Raw genomic sequence first — 21,412 nt, forward strand, 5'->3', positions numbered from 1 at the left:
CCCCTGTTGCGCCAGTGCACAGAGATAATCGGTCGGGCTACCTGGGATTGTTGGCAAGAATTTCGTCCGACAACTCGGGCCAGAGCGGCTTCGCCCACTCACCGAAGGCCATGTCCGTCAGCACGACGGCAGCGAGCTCGGCCTCCGGGTCCACCCACAGAAACGTCCCGGACTGACCGAAGTGACCGAAAGTGGTTCTCGAATTTCGGGCACCGGTCCAGTGCGGGGACTTGTCGTCGCGAAGCTCGAAACCGAGGCCCCAATCGTTGGGCTTCTGCGACCCGTATCCGGGTAGTACGCCGGCGAGCCCTTCGAACTGCACCGCCGTGGCGTCGGCCAACAAGGACGTCGACACCAACCGCGGAGTCAGCAACTCGGCAGCGAATGCCGACAGATCGGCAACCGAGGACCTAGCGCCGTGTCCTGCGGAACCGGCCAACTCCGAACTCGTCATACCGAGCGGCTGGAAGACTGCCTCGTCGAGATAGCGGTCGAACGGAATGCCGGATTCGGTCGCGATCGTGTCGGCGAGCACCTCGAAACCTGCACTCGAATAGATGCGACGCTTCCCCGGCTCGGCCTGCACCTTCATGTCGCCGAACGCCAAGCCCGACGTGTGCGCCAGAAGGTGCCGCACCGTCGATCCTTCCGGTCCTGCCGACTGATCGAGGGCAATCGCCTCCTCCTCGATCGCGATCAACGCGGCGTACGCAACCAGAAGCTTGGTGACCGACGCGAGTTCGTACACGCGATCGGCGTCGCCGTACTCGTCGGTCACGCCGCCAGTGGTCACCACTTTCGCGGAGGCGTTGTCGACGGGCCAACCGGCAATCAAATCCAGACTGTGCACGCGGACAACCCTAGTGTGCGGGCCCCCGACTGCTCTCTCCGCGCCTGCGCCGATTCGCCGGCTGACGCGGCCAGGGACCGCTTGAATGGCCCCTTCAGGTCATCTGATCGTATGAATGTCCCGTTCACGCGATCGAAGGCTATCGGTCCGAGTCCGAATACTTGATGACGCCGCGAATGTTCTTGCCGTCGAGCATGTCCTGATATCCGGAATTGATGTCGTCGAGCGTGTAGGTGTTGGTGATCATGTCGTCGAGGTTGAGCTGCCCGCTCTTGTACATCGTCAACAGCAGCGGAATGTCGTGGCGAGGGTTGCCGCCGCCGAAGATCGCGCCCTGCAGATCCTTCTGGAGCATCGTGAAGAGGAACAGGTTCAGTTTGACGTCCATGTCCTCCATGCGGCCCATCCCGGTCACGACGCATCGGCCGGCCTTGGCGGTCAGCAGCAGCGCTGCCTCGATGTCCTCGCCCTTGATCTCGCCGACGGTGATGATGGTCTTCTCTGCCATCCTTCCCTCGGTGAGCTCCATCAGCGGCATCAATGCCTCTGCAGCGCTGGCGAATACGTGGGTTGCACCGAACTTCAGCGCTTGATCTCGTTTGAAGGGAACAGGATCGATGGCAACGACCTTCGTCGCGCCGGATCGAACGGCCCCCTGCAGCGCACTCAGTCCGACGCCGCCGACACCGATGATCGCGACGGTATCACCAGGGGTCACCTTCGCAACGTTGACCGCAGATCCCCAGCCGGTCGGTACCCCACAGCCGACGAGCGAAGCGACGTCGAACGGGATGTCGTCGTCGATCTTGATCGCCGATGTCTCGTGCACCGTCATGTACGGAGAGAACGTCCCGAGCAGGCACATCGGGATGACGTTCTGCCCACGTGCCTGTATGCGAAATGTGCCGTCGCTGATGGCCATTCCGCTGAGAAGTCCCATTCCGAGGTCGCACAGGTTCTGATGGCCGTTCGAGCACGCCGGACAGTGCCCACACGAAGGAATGAACGACAACACCACATGATCACCCTCCTTCAGCGTCTTCACTTCGGGGCCGACCTTGGTGATGACACCCGATCCCTCGTGGCCACCCATCACGGGGTACGACGGCATCGGCGTCGCTCCCGTGACGATGTGATGGTCGGAGTGGCACATGCCGGCAGCTTCCATCCGGATCTGCACTTCTCCTGCGACGGGATCGCCCACCTCGATTTCCTCGACCGACCACGGCTCGTGGAGACCCCACAACACAGCGCCCTTGGTTTTCATTTCCTACTCGCCTTTCGCACGCCGATCGACCCGCCCACCGGGCCAGCTACCAGTTCCGACGATAGCCACAGAACCACAGAATTGGAACACGTTCTAGATTTTTGGGTGAGAGGTTCTCCCCCGAATCGACCGATCCCCGACAACGAGGGCAGGCAGCATTAGGCTCGAACCCGACGAAGGGGAACGGATGACCGTGAAGTACGGATCGTGCAACCTGTGCGAGGCGATGTGCGGCCTCGAGTTCACAGTCGAGAACAACGCCGTCACCTCGGTGCGCGGCGACAAGAAGGATCCTCTCTCGCGCGGACACATATGCCCGAAGGCACTGTCGCTGATCGATCTCCACGAGGACCCCGACCGCCTCGTCAAGCCTGTGCGGCGCAAGGGCACCGAATGGGAGCAGATCGAATGGAGCGAGGCGTACGACCTGGTGGTCGACGGACTGGTCTCGACGCGCAAGAAGTACGGATCGAATGCCGTCGGCATCTATCAGGGCAACCCGAACGTCCACAGCCTCGGCGCGATGACCCACGGCATCCCCTTCACCTCGATGCTGCGGACGCGCAACAGATATTCGGCGACGTCACTCGATCAACTCCCCCATCAACTCACCAATCACCTGCTCTACGGGCATCAACTGGCGCTGCCGATACCGGACATCGACCGAACCGACTTCTTCCTCGTTCTCGGCGGCAACCCGATGGCGTCGAACGGGTCGATGATGACGGTGCCTGACTTCGCGCATCGCGTCCGAGACCTGAAGGCACGCGGCGGAACCCTCGTCGTCGTCGATCCTCGCAAGACCGAGACGGCCGACGTCGCAGATCTTCACCACTTCATCCGTCCCGGCACCGATGCCCTGCTGCTGATGGCGTTGATCAACGTCGTCACCGACACCGGCAACACTCGCGTCGCCGCGTACGTCGACGGGGTCGAGGAAGTCGCCCGGCTGGCACGTGACTTCACTCCCGAGTCGGTGGCACCCGTCGTCGGCATCTCGGCCGACGACATCACCTCGCTTGCACTGCGTTTCTCGACGGCGGAGGCCGCGGTCGCCTACGGGCGGATGGGGGTCTCGACGCAGCAGTTCGGCAGCGTGTGCCAGTGGGCGATCCAGGTCCTCAACATTCTCACCGGGAATCTCGACCGTGTGGGTGGTGCGCTGTTGACCGACCCGGCGATCGATCTGGTCGAGAAGAAGATCGTCGGTCGCGGCCACTTCGACAAGTGGCGCAGCCGCGTCCGGAATCTTCCCGAGTTCGCGGGTGAGTTCCCCTCCTCGACCCTCGTCGACGAGATGACGACGCCGGGCGACGGCCAGATCCGTGCGATGGCCGTGCTCTCGGGCAATCCGGTGTTGTCCATGCCCGGCGGCGCGAAGCTGAATCGAGCATTCGCCGATCTGGATTTCATGGTGTCGTTCGACTTCTACATCAACGAGACTTCGCGGCATGCCGACGTCATCCTGCCTCCCACCATGGCGCTGGAACGCGATCACTACGACCTGATCTTCCAGACCTTCGCCGTGCGCAACACCGCCAAGTTCATGCCTGCCGTCGTGACCGAAAAGAAGGGGGCGAAAGCGGATTGGGAGATATTTCGCGATCTGGCGATCCGATATCAGGCAGCGCTCGCGGACTCCGCGATCGATCGACTTCGCACCCGGCTTTCGCCCCGATCGTTGATGACCGAAGCACGATTGCGGGTCTCACCCCGACGCACCGTCGACCTCCTCCTGCGAAGTCATCGCAAGGGACTGTCCGTCTCGACGTTGTCGAAGTCGCCGCACGGCACCGATCTCGGCCCGCTGCGTCCCGGGCTTCCCGGCAAACTGCGCACACGCAACAAGCGGATTCAGCTGATACAGGAAGTGATAGTCGCAGATCTCCCCGCACTGCACGACGTGATGCACGGCGCCGCGGTTGCCACGGGCGACGAACTGCTGATGATCGGCCGACGTCACCTGCGCAGTAACAACTCCTGGATGCACAACGCGCCACGCCTGACGAAGGGCAAGCCGCGACACCAGCTTCTGGCGCACCCGGACGACCTGTACGCGCGCGGCATCGAGGACGGTTCGGTGGTCTCTGTCTCGTCCGCCGCGGGAACCGTGCGAATCGAAGTCCAAGCCAGCGATCGCATGATGCCCGGCGTGGTCAGCATGCCGCACGGATTCGGCCACCAACGGCAAGGCGTCGAACTGTCCGTGGCGAGGACGGTGGCGGGTGCGAGCGCCAACGACGTGACCGATCCGCAGCGGGTGGACGCCGTGACCGCGAACGCGATTCTCAACGGTGTACCGGTCACCATCTCACCGGCGTGAGCCACCCTCCGCACAGCCGGGATCGAGCGATCGGTTAGCATTCTGACCGCTCGCTTTGCGCGAGATGGGGCGGTAGCTCAGTCGGTTAGAGCCGTGGACTCATAATCCATTGGTCGCGGGTTCGAGCCCCGCCCGCCCCACATCCAGCGGCCGTCAGGGAACGACGGTCACCGGCCAGCGACCGGCCTTGACGAGCCGCACCGCCACGGACCCGAACATTCGGTGGCCCGCATGCTCGGAGGCCCCGACCACGATGGCGTCGGCGCGCAGTTCCTCTGCCACGCCGACCAATCCGTTGAACGGATCCCCGTGCGAAGTGCGGAATTCCCAACGGAGCGACTCGGTTCGATGCGTCGACTTCTCGATGTAGGCGAGCAGTTCGTCGGCGATCTCCTTGCCCGTTTCCACGAGCGAGATGCCCGCTTGCCCGAATGCCGCCGTTGCGATCGGTTGCACGTAGACCAGAACCAGCAGTGATCCTTGGCGTCGGGCAAGTCCTGCTGCGTATGCGGCCGCACGCCACGCAGAATCGGATCCGTCGATTCCGGTGAGGATGACCTTCGGGCCGTCGACGCCGTATTCGAACACGTAGGAATCGAACCCTCTAGATTCTGTTGACTCATCCACGTCTGAAGGCTACTGCGCGGCAATCGGGTGTCGCCGTTACCCACCCCGATATGCACCGTTGGCCCTACTCTGAGTGAGCTGTTCCCCCTCGACGAGAGTTGATGCCATGCCGAAGTGCCTCCGTCCGATGGTTGTGGCTGTCTGCTCTGTCGCAGCGGTGTCGTTGTTCCCTGCCGTTGCGAGTGCGACGCCCTCATCAGGGGTCACGGCCGAGACTCTGGCCCACGTGTCGTTCCCGCTGCTACCGGGAAGTTCCGAGATCGCCGGAACCGACTTCACCGCCAGGAAGATCACGATCGCGCCGGGCGGGACAACCGGGTGGCACTTCCACGACGGACCCGTGTACGCCTACGTCGAGTCCGGTGTACTGACACGAACGTTGCAGGACTGCTCCACCGTGGCGACCCCTGCCGGCCAGGTCGTCGCCGAGGATGTCGGGGGTGACCACGTTCACGAGGGCACCAACGTAGGCAGTGTCCCCGTCGTGTTGTATGCCGCGTACATCGAGCCACCGGGTAAGCCGTTCGCCGAGGATGCACCTGCCCCGCCGTGCGCCTGAGTCGCCGGGTGAGTCGTCTCCGACGCCGCATCGGTATCCTGTTCGGATAGGGGATGTCGCTTCTCGAGTCAAGGGCGGCAAACAAGGCATCCCAGATGCAGGGAACTGCATCGATCTGGATCGGAGTGTTCATGGGTGACGAAGTGTTGAATGACTCGTCGTCGGCGGATCCCGCCACTGTTTTCGCCGCGCTCGCCGACATCGTCTACCGAGGCACGAGCCCCAGCGAGGTCTACTCGGCGATCTGCGTGGCGGCCACGCTCCTGATCCCCGGCTGTGATCACGCCAGCCTGATGCTCGTACAACGCGGCCATCCGGTGACCGTCGCCGCATCGGATCAGGTCGCTCGCACCGTCGACGACATCGAGCGAGCGACAGGTCAGGGGCCGTGCCTCGACGCCATCGTCAGCGAGGCTGCGCAGATCGAGCCCGATTTTCTCACCCCGTCTCAGTGGCCCGCTCTTGCCCAAGGCGTGGTCACTCGCACTCCCGTTCGCGGCGCGATGGGTTTCCGTTTGATGCTCGACGGGGCGAAGGTCGGCGCCATCAATCTCTTCAGTGACACCCCCGGTCGGTTCGACGCGACCACCGCGGACCACGCGATCGTCCTGACTGCCTTCGCCGCGGTGACCGTCTCGGCGATACTCAACGGTGAAGAGGCGGACACACTCCGCCGTGGGCTCGAGAGCAACCGGGAGATCGGCAAAGCCATCGGCTTGCTGATGGCCATGCACAAAGTGACCGACGGCCAGGCATTCGACATGCTACGCAAGACATCTCAGGATCTGAACGTGAAGATCGCGGCTCTCGCGCAGTCCGTCGTCGAGTCGCACACGCGCAGTTTGGACGCCTGAGCTCCTATCGGGATCGTGCAGGCGCTCCCGGGGTGTCTACGTGCTTGGGCAGCGCGAATACCAGGAGCAGTGCCACTACACCGAAACCTGCACTGACCGACATCGCGACCGACGCCGCGTGCATGAAACCGCTGGCGACGGTGTCCGGCCCGGTGATGTTCAGCGACCCGAACAGAACACTGCCGATCACTGCGATGCCGACTGCACTGCCGATGCGCTGCATCGTCGAGATGACGCCGCTGGCCGCGCCTGCGTCCTGACGATCGACTGTCGCGACGATGAACTGAGCATTGGGCGCGATGAACGCACCGTTGCCCAATCCGCCGATGAGCAAGGGCACCAACAGCTTCCAGTGGGTCAGGTCGGACGGATCGGTGGTGGACAACAGAATCCACATCCAGATCAGGCTGACGGCGACGAAGGTCGTTCCGAGGAGCAGTACGGTCCGTCCGAGTTTTTGGGTGAGTGTGTTGCTCTGCGAGGACGCGATGATGCTGCCGATCGCGAACGGCAACATGACTGCACCGGAGGAGAGCGCGGAGTTACCCAGGCCGCTCTGCCACAGCAGCGACAAGGTGAAGAAGATGCTCGTGAACGACGCGAAATAGACGAGCGCAAGGATGGTTCCACCGGTGAATGCGGGGTGGGTGAACAGCTTCGGCGGCACCAGAGGGTTGTTTCCGCGCTTGGTGTAGAACACTTCCCACGCACCGAATGCCGCGATGAGCAGCACTCCGGCGGCGAGCGTGAGGTAGGTCCACAGCGGCCATCCCTGTTCCTGGCCCTCGATGAGCGGCACGAGCAGAGCTACGAGACCGGCGGTGACGAGCAGTAGACCGATCCAGTCGATCCCCGTCTGCGCGGGCTCCTGGGATTCGGATCGCTTCGGCAGCAGGAACGCGGCCGCGACGAGTCCGACGACACCGATCGGCAGGTTGACCCAGAACACTCCGCGCCAGCCGTTCTCGTTGCCGAACGCTTCGATGATGAGTCCGCCGGCAATCGGACCCAGTGCGGTCGACACGCCGATGACGGCGCCCATGATCGCGAAAGCTTTGCCGCGCACCGGACCTGGGAAGAGCAACTGAATGAACGCAGTCACGGCAGGGACGAATATCCCTCCTGCGAGCCCCTGGACGATGCGCGCGGCGACCAGTTGAATGTCGTTCTGCGCCAACCCACAGGCGAAGCTCGCAACGGTGAACAGAGCGAGACCGGCGAAGAAGACCCACTTGTGTCCAACCCTGTCACCGACCTTGCCTGCCGGAATCAGTGCAAGACCGAACGCAAGCGCGTATCCCGAGATGATCCACGACAGAGTCGCTTCCGACGCGTCCAAGCTGGTCTCGATCGTCGGCAGGGCGACATTGACGATCGTCGTGTCCAGCAACGCCATGAACATTCCGAGCAGCAACACGACGAGTGCCTGCCACGCCCGGCGTGGAACTTCGGCCGCGGGAGCCGAGGCCCGTGAATTGGTTTCGGTCATGATGCGCGGCCGTCCTTGCTGTCGTGCGGTAATGGCTGGTGTGTTCTCGTGCGTTCGTCGGCGACGATGTCCGGCAGGACCGCAATCAGGCTCTCGTGCCATTCGATCTCTGCCCGTAGTCTCTTTTCGCGATGTTCGAGCGCGTAGGCCTCGGCGAGCGACAGATGCGGGCGGGCCCGAGTATTCGTCTCGATCGTGTTGCGCAGTATTCGCGCCAGCTTCTCGACCCGTGCAGTGATCGTACCGGGCAGAGCGTCGAGCCTTTCGGGATCGAGTCTGGTCAAGGCGAGGTCGAACGGATCGGGCCGCAGTACGAAGTCACTCAGCCCGTCGTCACGTAGCTTTCCGAGCGCATCCGTGCCGAGATCGGTGATGGCGTACACCTGACGGGCCGGGAAGTTTCCTTCCTGCTCGATCCGCACGCCCGAGATGAGCCCTTCGGCGTGCAATCGCTTGAGTGCGCCGTAGAGACTTCCGACCGAGATGTCGGTCCACAGCTGCACCCGCTCCTCTTCCGCCAGGAGTTTGAGCTGATGCCCGTGCATCTCGCCTCTCTGGGCAAGTGAGCCGAGTATGAACAGCCGAATCGAAGACACGTGACTACTCTCGCACGAGTAGTCACGTGCGTCAAAGTGGTCACCCCAACGCCCACGCCCACCCCCCACGCAAACGCACGTGCATTTGCGCGATCGGGGCGGATATCCCCAGCCCAACCCCACCACCCCACGCAAACGCACGTGCATTTGCGTGACCGGGGCGAACACCCCCAGCCCAACCCCACCACCCCACGCAAACGCACGTGCATTTGCGTGACCGGGGTGAACATCACGGCGCCCCGGTACCGACGGTGAGGACAACGTCACCTCCGGCTAACTGACGCGTCATCGATGCGAATCGTCGACTGAGCATCGTGGAGCATGTGTTGCCGACGACGCTGGACATCTCCCCGGTCACGGACACCGTCAAGACGGTGTGCGCGTACTGCGGCGTCGGCTGCGGCATGAAGCTGCAGATCGAACGCACCAGTGAAACCGCAGCCGCGACGGTGAAGAAGTCCGTCGGAGACACATCCCATCCGGCCAACTTCGGGCGCCTGTGCACAAAGGGGTCGACCACGGCCGACATGCTGGCCGCCCCGGGCAGGCTGGAGACAGCCCGTGTTCGAACCCGCCGGGGCGACGATCCGGTCGACGCCGACATGGCCGCGACGATCAAGCAGACAGCGCAGAAGTTGCGCGCACTGATCGACGAGCACGGACCGGACACGTTTGCTCTCTACGTCTCGGGACAGATGTCGATCGAGGCCCAGTACCTGTCCAACAAGCTCGCCAAGGGCTTCATCGGAACCAATCAGATCGAATCCAACTCACGCCTGTGTATGGCCAGCGCAGGCACCGGTTACAAACAATCGCTGGGATCCGACGGTCCTCCCGGGTCGTACGAGGACTTCGAGCACGCAGACGTCTTCCTCGTCACGGGTGCCAACATGGCCGACTGCCATCCCATCCTGTTCCTGCGCATGATGGATCGGGTCAAGCAGGGCGCCAAGCTGATCGTCGTCGATCCTCGCCGCAACGCCACCGCCGACAAGGCCGATCTTCACCTGCCGGTCGCGCCGGGCACCGACCTCGACCTGCTCAACGGTCTTCTGCACCTGCTCGTGATGAACGGCCATACCGACCCCGAGTTCATCGCCGAGTTCACCGACGGCTGGGACGTCATGGAGGATTTCCTGGCCGAGTACACACCGTCGGCAGTGAGCGCCAGAACCGGAATCGCCGAGGAAGATCTCCGAACAGCGGCTCGGTGGATCGGTGAGGCGGAGAACTGGATGAGCTGCTGGACGATGGGCCTCAACCAGTCCACGCACGGCACATGGAACACCAACTCGTTGATCAATCTGCATCTGGCGACCGGCGCGATCTGCCGTACCGGAAGCGGGCCCTTTTCCCTTACCGGACAACCGAATGCAATGGGCGGCCGGGAGATGGGATACATGGGCCCTGGGCTCCCGGGTCAGCGAGCGGTGACGTTCGACGACGATCGCGCGTTCGTCGAACGCGAGTGGGGAATCGCCGAAGGCACACTGCGCACCGATGTCGGCGGCGGAACCATCGACATGTTCTCTCGCATGGCCGACGGCGAGATCAAGGCATGCTGGATCATCTGCACCAATCCGGTCGCCTCGGTCGCCAACCGTAGGACCGTGATCGACGGGCTCGAAAAGGCCGAACTCGTCATCACGCAGGACACGTTTGCCGATACCGAAACGAACGGCTACGCCGACGTCGTTCTGCCCGCGACATTGTGGACCGAGTCCGACGGCGTCATGATCAACTCCGAACGCAACCTGACTCTGTTCCGCAAGGCGATGGACGCACCGGGTCAGGCGATGCCGGATTGGCAGATCATTGCGACGATGGCCTGTGAACTCGGGTACGCCGACGCCTTCACCTACGGCAGTGCCGAGGAAGTGTTCGAGGAGATCAAGCGTTTCTCCAACCCCAAGACCGGCTACGACCTGCGCGGGGCCACCTACGCTCGGCTTCGCGACACACCACTGCAGTGGCCGTGCCCACCCGACGACGACAACGATCGTCACCCCATCCGGTACCTCAACGACGGCATCAGCCAGACACTGCGCACGCTCGACGACGGCTCGATCCCCCGCCTGTCCTTCCCGACGCCGTCCGGGCGGGCCCAGTTCTTCGCTCGCCCATCGATGGCTCCCGCCGAAATGCCCGACGACGACTACCCGTTCCTCCTCAACACCGGTCGGCTGCAACACCAGTGGCACACCATGACCAAGACCGGCAAGGTCGCCAAACTGAACAAGCTCAACCCAGGTCCGTTCGTCGAAATCCACCCACGTGATGCCGAGCGCCTCGACTGCGCATCGGGAGACCGACTCGAGGTCGCCTCGCGCCGCGGGCGGGCAGTGCTTCCGGTCGTCGTGAGCGATCGTGTGCGTCCTGGGGACTGTTTCGCGCCGTTTCACTGGAACGATTCGTTCGGCGAATATCTTTCCATCAACGCTGTCACCAACGACGCTGTCGACCCGTATTCACAGCAACCGGAATTCAAGGTGTGCGCCGTGACGCTGACGACAATTGCAGTGGCGCAAGCGGAGTCGATTCCGACACAAGCGTCCGACCCCCAGTTCTCATCCCAGACGCCAGGGGCAGCCATGTCACCGATCGATGCCCTCGCACAACTTGTCGGCGACCATTCCGGGCCGACGTTGCCGCTACCTGCCGTCGAACAGCGTTATGTCGCAGGCCTGCTCGCCGGCTTGCGCACCGATGCCGGGCGCAATGCTCCCGGCATCCCGACGTTGCCGCCGACCTCTCCCCTCTCGCCCGAAACCCACGCGTGGCTCGACGGCATGCTCGCAGGGTTGTTCTCACGCACGGCCACCAGAGCTTTCGATGGCACTGGACCTTTCGATGACACCGCCTCCGCCGATGGACAGACCGCAGCCGAGACGTCCGAGACCGAATCGGTCCTGGTGTTGTGGGCGTCGCAGACAGGCAACGCAGAAGAGTTCGCCTTCGCCTGCGTCGAGAGACTGCGATCCTCAGGGATGGCAGTTCGTGAGCACGTCATGGACGATTTCTCGCCGACTGCGCTCACCGAATACGACGACGTACTACTGATCAGCAGTACCACCGGAGACGGCGACGCACCGGACAACGGAACGACATTCCTCGATGGACTCTCGGGAGATTCAGCGCCTGACCTGGCGGGCGTCCGATTCGCTGTGCTTGCGTTCGGTGATTCGAACTACGACGACTTCTGCGGCAACGGCCGAAGGCTCGAGAGCCGGTTCGTCGATCTCGGGGCCGAGCGTCTGGTCGGCCGCGTCGACTGCGAACCCGATTTCGAGGAAGCAGCTGCGGTGTGGCTCGACCGCGTCACGGCCAAGCTCGCCTCGACGAGTTCAGACGAGCCTGCCCCGACGTCGACCTCCCCCGTCCCCACCACGCCGTCCCCCGCCACCACCACCACAGTGGCTACATACGGGAAGAAGAGCCCGTTGCCGACCGCTCTGGTACGCAACACTCAACTCAGCGCGATCGGATCGAACAAGGACGTCCGTCAGTTCGGGTTCCACCTCCCTGCGGGCACGCTGAGCTACGAGGCCGGTGATGCACTCGGGGTGTGGCCGCGCAACAGCGAGGTACTCGTCGACGAATGGCTCGAATTGACCAAGCTGGACGGGAACTCGGTCGTCGACCTGGCCGGTCACGAATCGATGCCGCTCAGATCGGCTCTGCGGGAACGGCTGGAGATCGCCAAGGCGACGCCCGATCTGCTGAGGTTCGTGCATTCCAGGACCAACGACAGCGACCTCGAGCGAATGTTGCTGCCCGAGAACAAGAGTGCATTGTCCGATTGGATGTGGGGACGACAGTCGGTCGACGTACTGTCGCACATCCCGGTACACGCCGAACTCGACGAATGGCTCGGCGTGCTCAAACCCCTTCAGCCCCGGCTGTATTCGATTTCGTCGAGCCCCAAGGTGAGTCCGGACGAGGTGCAACTGACGGTGTCGACCGTGCGCTACAACGTGCACGGTGTGCCGCGAAGCGGTGTGTGCTCGACATACCTGGCCGACCATGCCGAGGGCCAGGACATCGGCATCTTCGTGCAGAAATCTGCGCACTTCAAACCACCGGAGGACCCGACGGCCCCGATGATCATGGTCGGACCGGGGACCGGCGTTGCACCGTTCCGCGCGTTCCTCCACGAACGCCGCGCGCTGGGGCATACCGGCCCGAACTGGTTGTTCTTCGGTGAGCAGCATGCAGCCACCGACTTCTACTACCGCGAAGAACTGACCGGCATGGTCGACGACGGTTCCCTCACGCGCCTGGATGTGGCGTTCTCGCGTGATCAGAGCACCAAGGTGTACGTCCAGGATCGGATGACCGAGCACGGAGCACTGCTGTGGCAATGGTTGCAACAGGGCGCGCATTTCTACGTGTGCGGTGACGCATCGCGGATGGCCAAGGATGTCGATTCGGCACTCGAGGGCGTCGTCGCGCAGCATGGGCGGTTGGCTCCTGCCAGCGCCAAGGCATACGTCAAAGCACTCGCGGCAGAAAAGCGGTACGTGCGCGACGTGTACTGAGCGGCCCGCGCGCTATTGTCGTGACAGGACGAAAGACCGTTCCCTTCACTGGAGGCGTGATGCCCGAAGTCGAGCTCGATGCAGGCGTGATCGAGTACCAGGACACGGGCGGCGCAGGCCCGGTGCTGGTGTTCGTACACGGGCTGACGATGGACGGCAGTGTCTTCGACCGGGTTGTCGACTCGTTGACGCCTCACTATCGATGTATCAGGCCGACGTGGCCGCTGGGTAGCCATCGGATACCGATGAACGACGACGCCGACCTCTCGCTGCTCGGTCTCGGACTGCTGATCGGAGAATTTCTGGAGCGCCTCGATCTTCACGATGTGACGCTCGTCCAGAACGACTGGGGCGGAGTTCAGGTCCTCATTGCCAACGGATCCGCCGAGCGGATCGGACGTCTGGTTCTGACCTCGTGCGAGGCGTACGAGAACTATCCACCCGGTGTTCCCGGCGCCGCCATCAAGGCCGCGGCACGAATTCCGGGTGGTCTGCGGACCCTGCTGTTCGGGCTTCGGTTCACCGTGGCCCGGCGAGCTCCTGGCTCGTGGGGGTGGATGAGCATGCGGCCGGTGCCCAAGAAGGTCATGGACGCGTGGTTCGCCCCGGCCACGCACGATCGACGCATTCGCCGCGACCTGAGAAAATATTGCCTGTCCATTCCCGACGACGCCACGCTGCTGCGGTGGACCGAGGCCTGTGGCACTTTCGAGCGGCCGGTTCTCGTCGTCTGGGGCCGAGAGGACAAGATCATGCCGATCGAGCACGGCCGCAGGCTCTCTCGGCTCTTCCCGAATGCGGCGCTCATCGAGTTGGACGACACTTACACTCTCGTACCCATCGATCGACCCGAGAGATTGGCCGCTGAGATCAGTGCCTTCGTCCCACTGGATTGACTACTCTTTTCGGGTATGACAACGCTGACCGATCGTCCGTACACCGCGCTCCTCGTCGTCGATGTCCAGAACGACGTAATGGCGGGCAGTGTCGATTCCGAGGCAGTCGTGGCGAGCGTCGCCTCCTTGGTGGAGAAGGCCCGGGCGTCGAATGTTCCTGTCGTGTGGGTGCAGCATTCGTCCGAGGAGTTGGCCTTCGGCAGTGCCGGGTGGGAATACGTCCCCCAGCTCGTTCGGCACGAGTCCGAGCCGCTGATTCACAAGAAGTACGGAGATTCCTTCGAGGACACCGAGCTGGAGGGAACGCTGGCCGATCTTGCCGTCGGGCATCTGGTTGTCGCGGGTGCGCAGACGGACTTCTGCATCAGAAGCACACTGCACGGCGCTCTCGCCCGCGGCTACGACGCCACCCTGGTGGGCGATGCGCATACGACCGAGGACCTGAGCGAGTGGGGAGCACCCTCGCCCGCTTCGGTGATCGCACACACCAATCTCTACTGGGACAACCAGAGGGCGCCGGGCCGAACAGCAGGAACCGTCAGCGCCGACGCTGTCGACTTCGGCGTGTCGAGTTCTGCGCCCGATTAAGCCGACTCCAACCGGGCGGTAAGCGGTACCGGGCACTGTCTTCGCGAGAGAGAACACATCACACGAAGAGAGGCCAACCATGGACGTCGGAATCTGCCTGCCCCAACTCGGCTCGCACTGCGAGGGCAGCGAAGTCGCCGAATTCGCCCGTACCGCGGAACAACTCGGTTACCGGTCACTGTGGGTGGGAGATCGGGTCCTCACTCCCGTGCACCCGTCCGATCTGTACCCGGTCGGTGGAACACCCGAGAATCCGTATCCGCCCGAGTTCACCGCCGCGCTCGATCCTCTGCTCACACTGACCGCGGCCGCTGTCGCCACGACCGATGTTCGGCTCGGCACGAGCACCGTGAACGCCACATGGCACAACCCACTTCTTCTCGCGCGGGCCGTCAGCAGCCTGGATTCGATCGCGAACGGTCGACTGACGCTCGGATTGGGGCTGGGATGGATGCGCGACGAGTATCAGGCTCTCGGGGTTCCGTGGAGCGGCAAATCCGAGCGACTCGACGAGACGCTCGATGTACTGCACACCGTCTGGACCACCAATCCCGTCGAACATCACGGGGCATTGTTCGACATCCCTCTGTCGGTGGTCGACCTGCGTCCCACCCAGGCCGGTGGACCGCCGATCATGCTCGCAGGCTTCGGCGACGCGTCGATGCGTCGTATCGGTCGGCGTGCGCACGGTTGGATCAACCTCTGGGACATGCCACCGGAGTACGTCGGCTATCTGTGGTCGATCGCTCGCTCGGCAGCGGCGGACGCGGGACGTGATCCGGACACGCTTCGCAGGGAGACGCGTATCAATGTGGTCCCGGGTCAGAGCGTGGACACTCTCGTGTCGATCATCGCGACGTTGACCGAGCATGGAGTCGACGGCGCATTCTTCGATCTGCACTACTCGACTCGCTCTGTCGACGAGGCGGTGCAGACCGCAGCGCGCATTGCCGATCGACTGGGGCTCGTAGGTGATTACAGTGAGACCGCACGATCGAACCGCATTCGTACTCAGGGAGAATCACGATGGACATGAAGCTCGAGCTCATCCCGCTCGCAGTGACCGACGTCGACCGTGCCAAAGCGTTCTACACCGACACCGTCGGGTTCGTCGCCGACGTCGATGTGCAACCGGCAGAGGGTGTGCGGGTGGTGCAGTTGACGCCGCCAGGCTCGGCGTGCTCCATCTGTATCGGCACCGGCCTCGGCGCGTTCGACATGCCTCCGGGATCCACCAAGGGGCTACATCTGGTGGTCGCCGACATCGCGAAGTCCAGAGCCGAACTGGTCGAGCGCGGCATCGAGATGGGGCCGATTCAGGACGTCGGCGGTGGGGTGAGTTACTCGGCGTTCGAGGACCCGGACGGCAACACTTGGACGTTGCAGGAAATGGCGTGGCGGACAGGCGAGAACTTCTGACGAAGGCGGTTTGCCGGGCCGCATCGGGTGGCATTCGTGATCCATGACGGCTGAGCACACCGACGACGGTCGATACATCGTGGTCAACGGACGCAAGTGGCGTGCAACCGATCCTGATATCCCCGAGGAGCGCAGTGCCGAGCTCAGATCGATTCTGATGGCATGGCGTCGTGATGTTCGTCGCACCGCGGGCGCCGACGAATCGCGCGCAGGGGTGCAGGCAGCGAAGGTGGCGCTCGGCGAGCGGGGGACGCCGTGGTGGGATCAATCCGACGACGAGCGTCGCCGACGCTGGGAAACCGATGTGCCTCGGCCGGGTTGAGCCAGTGACGTGGACGGACGTACGGGTGTTGGCTTTCGGATTCGCCGAGTATGTTGTCTCTCCATGACACGGATTCCTCAACCCCCAGAAACGACCTCGGCCCGCACGGCCGCACGCTATGCCCTTTCGGGCGCACTGATTTTCGCCGGTCTGAGCCATCTCTTCTGGGGCCGAGAGACCTTCCGGGCGCAGGTCCCCGAATCGATCCCGCTGGATGCAGACGGTGTGGTCATGGCATCCGGCGGCGTCGAGATCGTGCTCGGTGCCGGACTCGCTCTGCTTCAGCGTGATCGAGTGCTCGTCGGTCGCCTGATCGCCGCCTTCTTCGTCGCCGTGTTTCCCGGCAACATCGCGCAGTACCTCAACAAGCGAGACGGTTTCGGGCTCGACAGCGATGGCAAACGATTCGTGCGCCTGCTCTTCCAACCTGCCCTCGTACTGTTGACGCTCTGGTCGACGGGCCTCCCCCGTAAGTCTCGCTGACATCCGCCGGTCCAGTTCTGCGACAACACCTGCGAGCGGGACGGCCCGACCTTCGGGGCATAATTCGCATCCATGAGCAACAGAACGAACGTCTCCTCCGGGTCCGAGTGGGAACCGAAGATCGGATACAGCCGAGCAGTCCGCATCGGGAACCACATCGCGGTCTCCGGAACCACGGGGCAGGGCGTTACCGTCGCAGAGCAGGCTAGATCGGCCCTCGCCACCATCGAGCAGGCCGTCATCGAGGCCGGCGGATCGTTACAGGACGTCATTCGCACACGCATCTACCTCCGCGATGTGTCGCAGTGGCAAGAAGTAGCTGCCGTCCACGGAGAGATCTTCGGATCCGTCCGTCCCGCCGCCACGCTTCTCGGCGTCAACGCGCTCATCGACGACGCATTGCTGGTCGAGATCGAAGCCGACGCCATCGTTTCCTGACCCACCCAGCACGGCAAGAGCGGGTGCCACGCACGCGGCACCCGCTCTTGCCATTCCAGTTCAGCCGGCCGAGTCGGTCATGTCCCCGGTCTGTGGTGTTCCGTCGGCGAGCCCGTACTTCAGGTACACGGTGCCCTTTGGTCCGGCCGACGGTGGCTCGAGGAGTGTGAGGTTGGTGGGCACTGCGCCACCGGCGAATATCTTCTTGCCTTCGCCGAGCACGATGGGGTGAATCCACAGGTCGAGGCGGTCGAAGAGTCTCTCTCGCAACAGGGTCTGCACCAGATTCAGACTGCCGACGACTGTGATGTGCTCGTGCCGGTCGCGGATCTCGCGCACCGAGCCCGGAAGGTCGTCACCGAGCCGGCTCGACCCAGCCCACGACAGGTCAGGTGCGCTGCGCGATGCCACGTATTTCGGAATCGCGTTGAACAGGTCCGCGAACTCGCCGTCCTGGTGCGGCCAGTAGGCGGCGAAGATGTCGTAGGTCCGTCGACCGAGCAGGAGCGCGTCCGTCCCCTCGTACGCGGCAGCTACCTGTGCACCGGTGATCTCGTTCAGCAGCGGCGCCTGCCAGCCTCCGAACGTGAAGCCGTCGGGATCCTCGTCGGGACCGCCGGGCGATTGCCCGACGAGGTCGAGGGTGGAGAACAGTTCGATCTGAATGATGCCCATGGTCGACTCCAGTGCAGTTGATTGCTCGTCACGTTGTGTGTGTCAGCAGTGAGGCAGACCTGCGAACGACGCCACAATCATCGGCCGAATCGGAGGCGGATTCGTTGTGGTTGACTGGATGGGAACCGAAAGGGCCACGTGCACCAGTTACACCTCGACCGTATCGACGCCGGCGAACCGTTCGTGATCACATGATTGTCGAATGGATCGAGAACGGGCAGGAACGCTCGGCGACGTGGCGGTCGGAGAACAGCGCCCCTGCACCGAGGACCATCGAGGTCATCGGCGACGACATCACCGCCGACGCCGCCTACCGACGCGCATCGGACGGCGCATCTCTGCTGTGGCGAGGCGATTTCAACAACGCTCGCCAGTTGCTGAACGCGATCACCCGACGCGCGGAGCCGCGAGCGCGACGCCCGTCGTCCTCCCCCGCTCAGGATTTTCACCTGCACCGCCAGGACACGGCGCGGCGGGCGCGCACCCTCGGAAAGCTGCTCGTCGAGCTCGATCCGGACTACGTGTTGAATTACGGCCGAGCCCCTGACGTCGCGCGGGCCGCCGCCGAGGTCTACGGCGAGACGTCCGTTCCCTCGCTACTGTCGCTGCGGGAGCTACTCAGTCTCATCGGTGCCCACGAGTGGCGACGCAAAGGCGTCCACATTCCGGCGTTGGACGCCAGCATCGAACCGCATTTCGGCGTCTTCTCGCCGTTGCGCGGCGAGTACGTGCAACTCGTGGCCGACACTCCCCTACCGGCCGCGACGACCACCGCGTTCGACATCGGTACCGGCACCGGCGTTCTGGCTGCGGTACTGGCCAAGCGCGGTGTCGCGCGCGTCGTTGCGACGGACAAGGACCCTCGGGCGATCGCGTGCGCCACCACCAATCTCGACAGACTCGGATTCGCCGAACAGACCGAAGTGCTCCTCGCGGACGTCTTTCCGGCCGGACGCGCCCGGCTCGTGGTGTGCAATCCGCCGTGGATTCCCACCAAGCCGACGTCGGGAATCGAGCATGCCATCTACGATCCTGGCAGCCGCATGCTTCGGGCTTTCCTGGACCGACTCGGCAAGCATCTGGAGCCGGGAGGCGAAGGGTGGTTGGTGATCTCCGATCTGGCAGAGCTGCTGGGGCTGGCGACTCGCGAGGATCTGATCTCCGCGATCGAGCGCGCAGGGCTGGAGGTTCTTGGGAGAACGGACATATCGCCGACGCATCCTCGTACGCGCGATACCGCCGATCTCCTCCACGCGGCTCGATCACGTGAGACGACGTCGTTGTGGCGACTCGCTCCACGCGCACACAACGGGAGTGAATCAACCGGTGCGGGCTCCGACCGCGGCGCTCGAGCCGAAGATCACTCTTCGGCCTGAGCGCCCCGGTTCACGTCAGTTGTTCGCGAGAGTGGAAGTGTCGATGACGAACCGGTACCGAATGTCCGACGCCAGCACCCGTTCCCACGCTTCGTTGATCTGCTCGGCACCGATGACCTCGATCTCCGCACCGAGCCCGTGCTCGGCACAGAAATCGAGCATTTCCTGTGTTTCCGCGATCGACCCGATGGCCGAGCCGGCGAACGAGCGGCGGAACGGGATCAGGGAGAAGATCTGTACCGGCAACGGCTGCGGGGGCGCACCGACGTTGACCATCGTGCCGTCGATCGCGAGCAGCGACAGGTACGCGTTGAGATCGATTGCGGCACTGACGGTATTGACGATCAGGTCGAACGAGCTCGCGAGATCGGTGAAGGTCTCCGGATCACTCGTCGCGAAGTAGTGGTCGGCGCCCAACCGTACGCCGTCCTCCTGCTTCTTCAGCGACTGAGACAGCACCGTCACCTCGGCGCCCATCGCATGTGCCAGTTTCACTGCCATGTGCCCGAGACCGCCCATCCCGACGACGGCAACCTTCTTCCCCGGCCCTGCACCCCAGTGCCGCAACGGCGAGTACGTGGTGATTCCCGCGCACAACAACGGCGCTGCAGCATCGAGCTCGATGCCGTCCGGAATACGAACGACGAACGTCTCGGTGACGACGACCTGCTGCGAGTACCCTCCCTGGGTGGTGGAACCGTCACGGTCGACGCCCCCGTAGGTCTGAATGTTGCCTTCCAGGCAGTACTGCTCGAGGCCCTTCAGGCATTGCACGCACTTCCCGCACGAGTTGACCATGCACCCGACGCCTACCCTGTCGCCGACGGCGTACCGGGTGACCTCCGACCCGACCTCGGCGACGACACCCGCGATTTCGTGGCCGACGACCAGCGGGTACGCCACGTCGCCCCATTCACCTCGGGCGGTGTGGATGTCGGAATGACACACACCGGCGAACTTGATGTCGATCCGCACATCACGGGGTCCGACGTCGCGGCGTTCTATCGTGCTCGGCGCCAACGGCCGATCTGCGGCAGTGGCTGCGTATGCGTTCACAGTGGTGGGCATGATGCTCCTGAAAATCGAGGTGAAACATAAGTGGAACCGATGGCCAGTCAACGCGCTACCCGAGCATCGAAGAAGTCCCTGACGAGAGGTGTACCGACAGGGCACCCCACATCCGGTGGCAGCGCCTACCATTTCGGTCATGGACAACAGAGCGGATGTCCGCGAGTTTCTGATGACCCGGCGTGCGAAGATTTCGCCCGAACAAGCCGGTCTTGCTGCCGGTACCAACCGACGCGTGGACGGCCTGCGCAGGTCCGAGGTCGCCGGACTGGCAGGGGTGAGTGTCGAGTACTACGCCAAACTCGAACGCGGAGCCATCGGCGGTGCGTCTGCAGCGGTGCTCGACGCCGTGGCCAAGGCTCTCCAACTCGGCGATACCGAACGTGGTCACCTGTTCGACCTCGCACGCGCCGCCGACGGCATTCCTGCCTCCGGTCGTCCGCGTCGCCGCTCGTCGAAGGCCGCCGCGACGCGCCCCAGCTTGCACTGGGCGCTCTCGGCGATCACCGATGGCATTGCGTTCGTTCGAAATTCGCAGCAGGACATCGTGGCGGTCAACGAACTCGGACGCGCGTTCTACTCCCCCATCATCGGCGACGGCGGACGCACACCGAACCTGGCGCGGTTCCAGTTTCTCGACCCTGCCGCCCACGACTTCTATCCCGAATGGGAACTGTTCGCCGAGATGTGCGTCGGCATCATGCGCTCGGAAGCAGGCCGCGACCCACACGATCGCGGACTGCAGGATCTCGTCGGCGAACTGTCCACCCGAAGTGAACTCTTCCGAACACTGTGGGCTGCACACGATGTCCGCACCCACGGCACCGGCACCAAGCACTTCCACCACCCCGTCGTCGGTGATGTCTCCCTCGCCTACGAGGAACTGCTCGTCACCGCCGAACCCGGACACGTGATGATGGTCTACACCGCCGAACCCGGATCGCCCTCCGCCGAACGTCTACGGCTCCTGGCATCGTGGGCGCGCACCGAACACGAAGCGCCACAAAACATCAGAGCCGACATCTCGGAGCCCGGTTGACCGGC

Annotated in this window: 20 protein-coding genes and 1 tRNA gene; 14 read left to right on the top strand and 7 right to left on the bottom strand. The window is 63.7% G+C overall.

The features are described from left to right. Positions 1–37: 37 nt before the first annotated feature. Positions 38–850 (bottom strand): serine hydrolase domain-containing protein, encoded by an 813-nt coding sequence (locus tag RY1_RS04665; RefSeq protein WP_072802384.1) that lies wholly within the window; start codon positions 848–850, stop codon positions 38–40. Positions 851–989: 139 nt separating this feature from the next. Next, positions 990–2,117, bottom strand: coding sequence for an NDMA-dependent alcohol dehydrogenase (locus RY1_RS04670; protein ID WP_072802385.1), 1,128 nt, complete (start codon positions 2,115–2,117; stop codon positions 990–992). Between the two features lie 187 nt (positions 2,118–2,304). Between RY1_RS04670 and RY1_RS04675 the strand changes: the two genes are divergently transcribed. Further along, positions 2,305–4,440 carry a molybdopterin-dependent oxidoreductase gene (locus RY1_RS04675; protein WP_072802386.1) on the top strand — a complete coding sequence of 712 codons (2,136 nt, stop codon included), beginning with the start codon at positions 2,305–2,307 and terminating at the stop codon, positions 4,438–4,440. 66 nt (positions 4,441–4,506) lie between these two features. Next, a tRNA-Ile gene (locus tag RY1_RS04680) sits at positions 4,507–4,580 on the top strand. Between the two features lie 13 nt (positions 4,581–4,593). Here the strand turns inward: RY1_RS04680 and RY1_RS04685 are convergent. Further along, positions 4,594–5,067, bottom strand: a complete 474-nt coding sequence (locus RY1_RS04685; RefSeq protein ID WP_072802387.1) for a universal stress protein — start codon at positions 5,065–5,067, stop codon at positions 4,594–4,596. Positions 5,068–5,173: 106 nt separating this feature from the next. Here RY1_RS04685 and RY1_RS04690 point away from each other — a divergent pair, with 106 nt between their 5' ends. After that, positions 5,174–5,626, top strand: coding sequence for a cupin domain-containing protein (locus RY1_RS04690; protein WP_072802388.1), 453 nt, complete (start codon positions 5,174–5,176; stop codon positions 5,624–5,626). Between the two features lie 131 nt (positions 5,627–5,757). Beyond that, positions 5,758–6,480, top strand: a complete 723-nt coding sequence (locus RY1_RS04695) for a GAF and ANTAR domain-containing protein (protein WP_174565336.1) — start codon at positions 5,758–5,760, stop codon at positions 6,478–6,480. Between the two features lie 4 nt (positions 6,481–6,484). Here RY1_RS04695 and RY1_RS04700 read toward each other — a convergent pair whose 3' ends face one another. Then, on the bottom strand, positions 6,485–7,969 hold the full coding sequence (locus RY1_RS04700; protein ID WP_072802390.1) for an MFS transporter: 1,485 nt from the start codon (positions 7,967–7,969) through the stop codon (positions 6,485–6,487). Beyond that, positions 7,966–8,565, bottom strand: a complete 600-nt coding sequence (locus RY1_RS04705; protein WP_245819491.1) for a PadR family transcriptional regulator — start codon at positions 8,563–8,565, stop codon at positions 7,966–7,968. The genes RY1_RS04700 and RY1_RS04705 overlap by 4 nt, the downstream gene beginning before the upstream one ends. Before the next feature lie 404 nt (positions 8,566–8,969). Here RY1_RS04705 and RY1_RS04710 point away from each other — a divergent pair, with 404 nt between their 5' ends. The 8 genes from RY1_RS04710 (at position 8,970) to RY1_RS04745 (ending at position 17,249) form a co-directional block, all read left to right on the top strand. After that, entirely contained in the window at positions 8,970–13,103 is a 4,134-nt protein-coding gene (locus RY1_RS04710; RefSeq protein ID WP_245819513.1) for a bifunctional nitrate reductase/sulfite reductase flavoprotein subunit alpha, read from the top strand. Positions 13,104–13,162: 59 nt separating this feature from the next. Next, a complete protein-coding gene (locus RY1_RS04715) occupies positions 13,163–13,999 on the top strand; it encodes an alpha/beta fold hydrolase (RefSeq protein ID WP_072802392.1) in 837 nt (278 codons plus the stop codon). 15 nt (positions 14,000–14,014) lie between these two features. Then, positions 14,015–14,587, top strand: coding sequence for a cysteine hydrolase family protein (locus tag RY1_RS04720; protein WP_072802393.1), 573 nt, complete (start codon positions 14,015–14,017; stop codon positions 14,585–14,587). A gap of 79 nt (positions 14,588–14,666) precedes the next feature. Further along, positions 14,667–15,623, top strand: a complete 957-nt coding sequence (locus tag RY1_RS04725) for a TIGR03619 family F420-dependent LLM class oxidoreductase (protein WP_072802394.1) — start codon at positions 14,667–14,669, stop codon at positions 15,621–15,623. Next, on the top strand, positions 15,614–16,006 hold the full coding sequence (locus tag RY1_RS04730; protein WP_072802395.1) for a VOC family protein: 393 nt from the start codon (positions 15,614–15,616) through the stop codon (positions 16,004–16,006). Before RY1_RS04725 ends, RY1_RS04730 begins: the two co-directional genes overlap by 10 nt. 43 nt (positions 16,007–16,049) lie before the next feature. Beyond that, the gene (locus RY1_RS04735; RefSeq protein ID WP_072802396.1) at positions 16,050–16,328 is read left to right on the top strand and encodes a hypothetical protein; all 279 of its coding nucleotides are present in this window, start codon (positions 16,050–16,052) and stop codon (positions 16,326–16,328) included. Between the two features lie 63 nt (positions 16,329–16,391). Then, positions 16,392–16,811: a DoxX family protein gene (locus RY1_RS04740; protein ID WP_072802397.1), complete on the top strand. Its 420-nt coding sequence runs from the start codon at positions 16,392–16,394 to the stop codon at positions 16,809–16,811. A gap of 72 nt (positions 16,812–16,883) precedes the next feature. Then, a complete protein-coding gene (locus tag RY1_RS04745) occupies positions 16,884–17,249 on the top strand; it encodes a RidA family protein (RefSeq protein WP_072802398.1) in 366 nt (121 codons plus the stop codon). Between the two features lie 60 nt (positions 17,250–17,309). On the opposite strand, the gene RY1_RS04750 is transcribed toward RY1_RS04745, so the two are convergent. Next, positions 17,310–17,924: a dihydrofolate reductase family protein gene (locus RY1_RS04750; RefSeq protein ID WP_072802399.1), complete on the bottom strand. Its 615-nt coding sequence runs from the start codon at positions 17,922–17,924 to the stop codon at positions 17,310–17,312. A gap of 191 nt (positions 17,925–18,115) precedes the next feature. Between RY1_RS04750 and RY1_RS04755 the strand changes: the two genes are divergently transcribed. After that, a complete protein-coding gene (locus RY1_RS04755) occupies positions 18,116–19,300 on the top strand; it encodes a methyltransferase (protein WP_072802400.1) in 1,185 nt (394 codons plus the stop codon). 15 nt (positions 19,301–19,315) lie between these two features. On the opposite strand, the gene RY1_RS04760 is transcribed toward RY1_RS04755, so the two are convergent. Then, positions 19,316–20,368 (bottom strand): NAD(P)-dependent alcohol dehydrogenase, encoded by a 1,053-nt coding sequence (locus RY1_RS04760; protein ID WP_072802401.1) that lies wholly within the window; start codon positions 20,366–20,368, stop codon positions 19,316–19,318. Positions 20,369–20,507: 139 nt separating this feature from the next. Here RY1_RS04760 and RY1_RS04765 point away from each other — a divergent pair, with 139 nt between their 5' ends. Continuing rightward, positions 20,508–21,407: a helix-turn-helix transcriptional regulator gene (locus RY1_RS04765; RefSeq protein ID WP_072802402.1), complete on the top strand. Its 900-nt coding sequence runs from the start codon at positions 20,508–20,510 to the stop codon at positions 21,405–21,407. The last annotated feature ends 5 nt before the right edge of the window (positions 21,408–21,412 follow it).

The organism is Rhodococcus yunnanensis NBRC 103083, from assembly GCF_001895005.1.
Taxonomy (GTDB): domain Bacteria; phylum Actinomycetota; class Actinomycetes; order Mycobacteriales; family Mycobacteriaceae; genus Rhodococcoides; species Rhodococcoides yunnanense.

Excerpts from the sequence above, each read along its gene's own strand:
- RY1_RS04670 (WP_072802385.1), bottom strand. The coding sequence starts at position 2,117 with ATGAAAACCAAGGGCGCTGTGTTGTGGGGTCTCCACGAGCCGTGGTCG.
- RY1_RS04675 (WP_072802386.1), top strand. The coding sequence starts at position 2,305 with ATGACCGTGAAGTACGGATCGTGCAACCTGTGCGAGGCGATGTGCGGC.
- RY1_RS04690 (WP_072802388.1), top strand. The coding sequence starts at position 5,174 with ATGCCGAAGTGCCTCCGTCCGATGGTTGTGGCTGTCTGCTCTGTCGCA.
- RY1_RS04695 (WP_174565336.1), top strand. The coding sequence starts at position 5,758 with ATGGGTGACGAAGTGTTGAATGACTCGTCGTCGGCGGATCCCGCCACT.
- RY1_RS04700 (WP_072802390.1), bottom strand. The coding sequence starts at position 7,969 with ATGACCGAAACCAATTCACGGGCCTCGGCTCCCGCGGCCGAAGTTCCA.
- RY1_RS04710 (WP_245819513.1), top strand. The coding sequence starts at position 8,970 with ATGAAGCTGCAGATCGAACGCACCAGTGAAACCGCAGCCGCGACGGTG.
- RY1_RS04715 (WP_072802392.1), top strand. The coding sequence starts at position 13,163 with ATGCCCGAAGTCGAGCTCGATGCAGGCGTGATCGAGTACCAGGACACG.
- RY1_RS04720 (WP_072802393.1), top strand. The coding sequence starts at position 14,015 with ATGACAACGCTGACCGATCGTCCGTACACCGCGCTCCTCGTCGTCGAT.
- RY1_RS04725 (WP_072802394.1), top strand. The coding sequence starts at position 14,667 with ATGGACGTCGGAATCTGCCTGCCCCAACTCGGCTCGCACTGCGAGGGC.
- RY1_RS04730 (WP_072802395.1), top strand. The coding sequence starts at position 15,614 with ATGGACATGAAGCTCGAGCTCATCCCGCTCGCAGTGACCGACGTCGAC.
- RY1_RS04735 (WP_072802396.1), top strand. The coding sequence starts at position 16,050 with ATGACGGCTGAGCACACCGACGACGGTCGATACATCGTGGTCAACGGA.
- RY1_RS04740 (WP_072802397.1), top strand. The coding sequence starts at position 16,392 with ATGACACGGATTCCTCAACCCCCAGAAACGACCTCGGCCCGCACGGCC.
- RY1_RS04745 (WP_072802398.1), top strand. The coding sequence starts at position 16,884 with ATGAGCAACAGAACGAACGTCTCCTCCGGGTCCGAGTGGGAACCGAAG.
- RY1_RS04750 (WP_072802399.1), bottom strand. The coding sequence starts at position 17,924 with ATGGGCATCATTCAGATCGAACTGTTCTCCACCCTCGACCTCGTCGGG.
- RY1_RS04755 (WP_072802400.1), top strand. The coding sequence starts at position 18,116 with ATGATTGTCGAATGGATCGAGAACGGGCAGGAACGCTCGGCGACGTGG.
- RY1_RS04760 (WP_072802401.1), bottom strand. The coding sequence starts at position 20,368 with ATGCCCACCACTGTGAACGCATACGCAGCCACTGCCGCAGATCGGCCG.
- RY1_RS04765 (WP_072802402.1), top strand. The coding sequence starts at position 20,508 with ATGGACAACAGAGCGGATGTCCGCGAGTTTCTGATGACCCGGCGTGCG.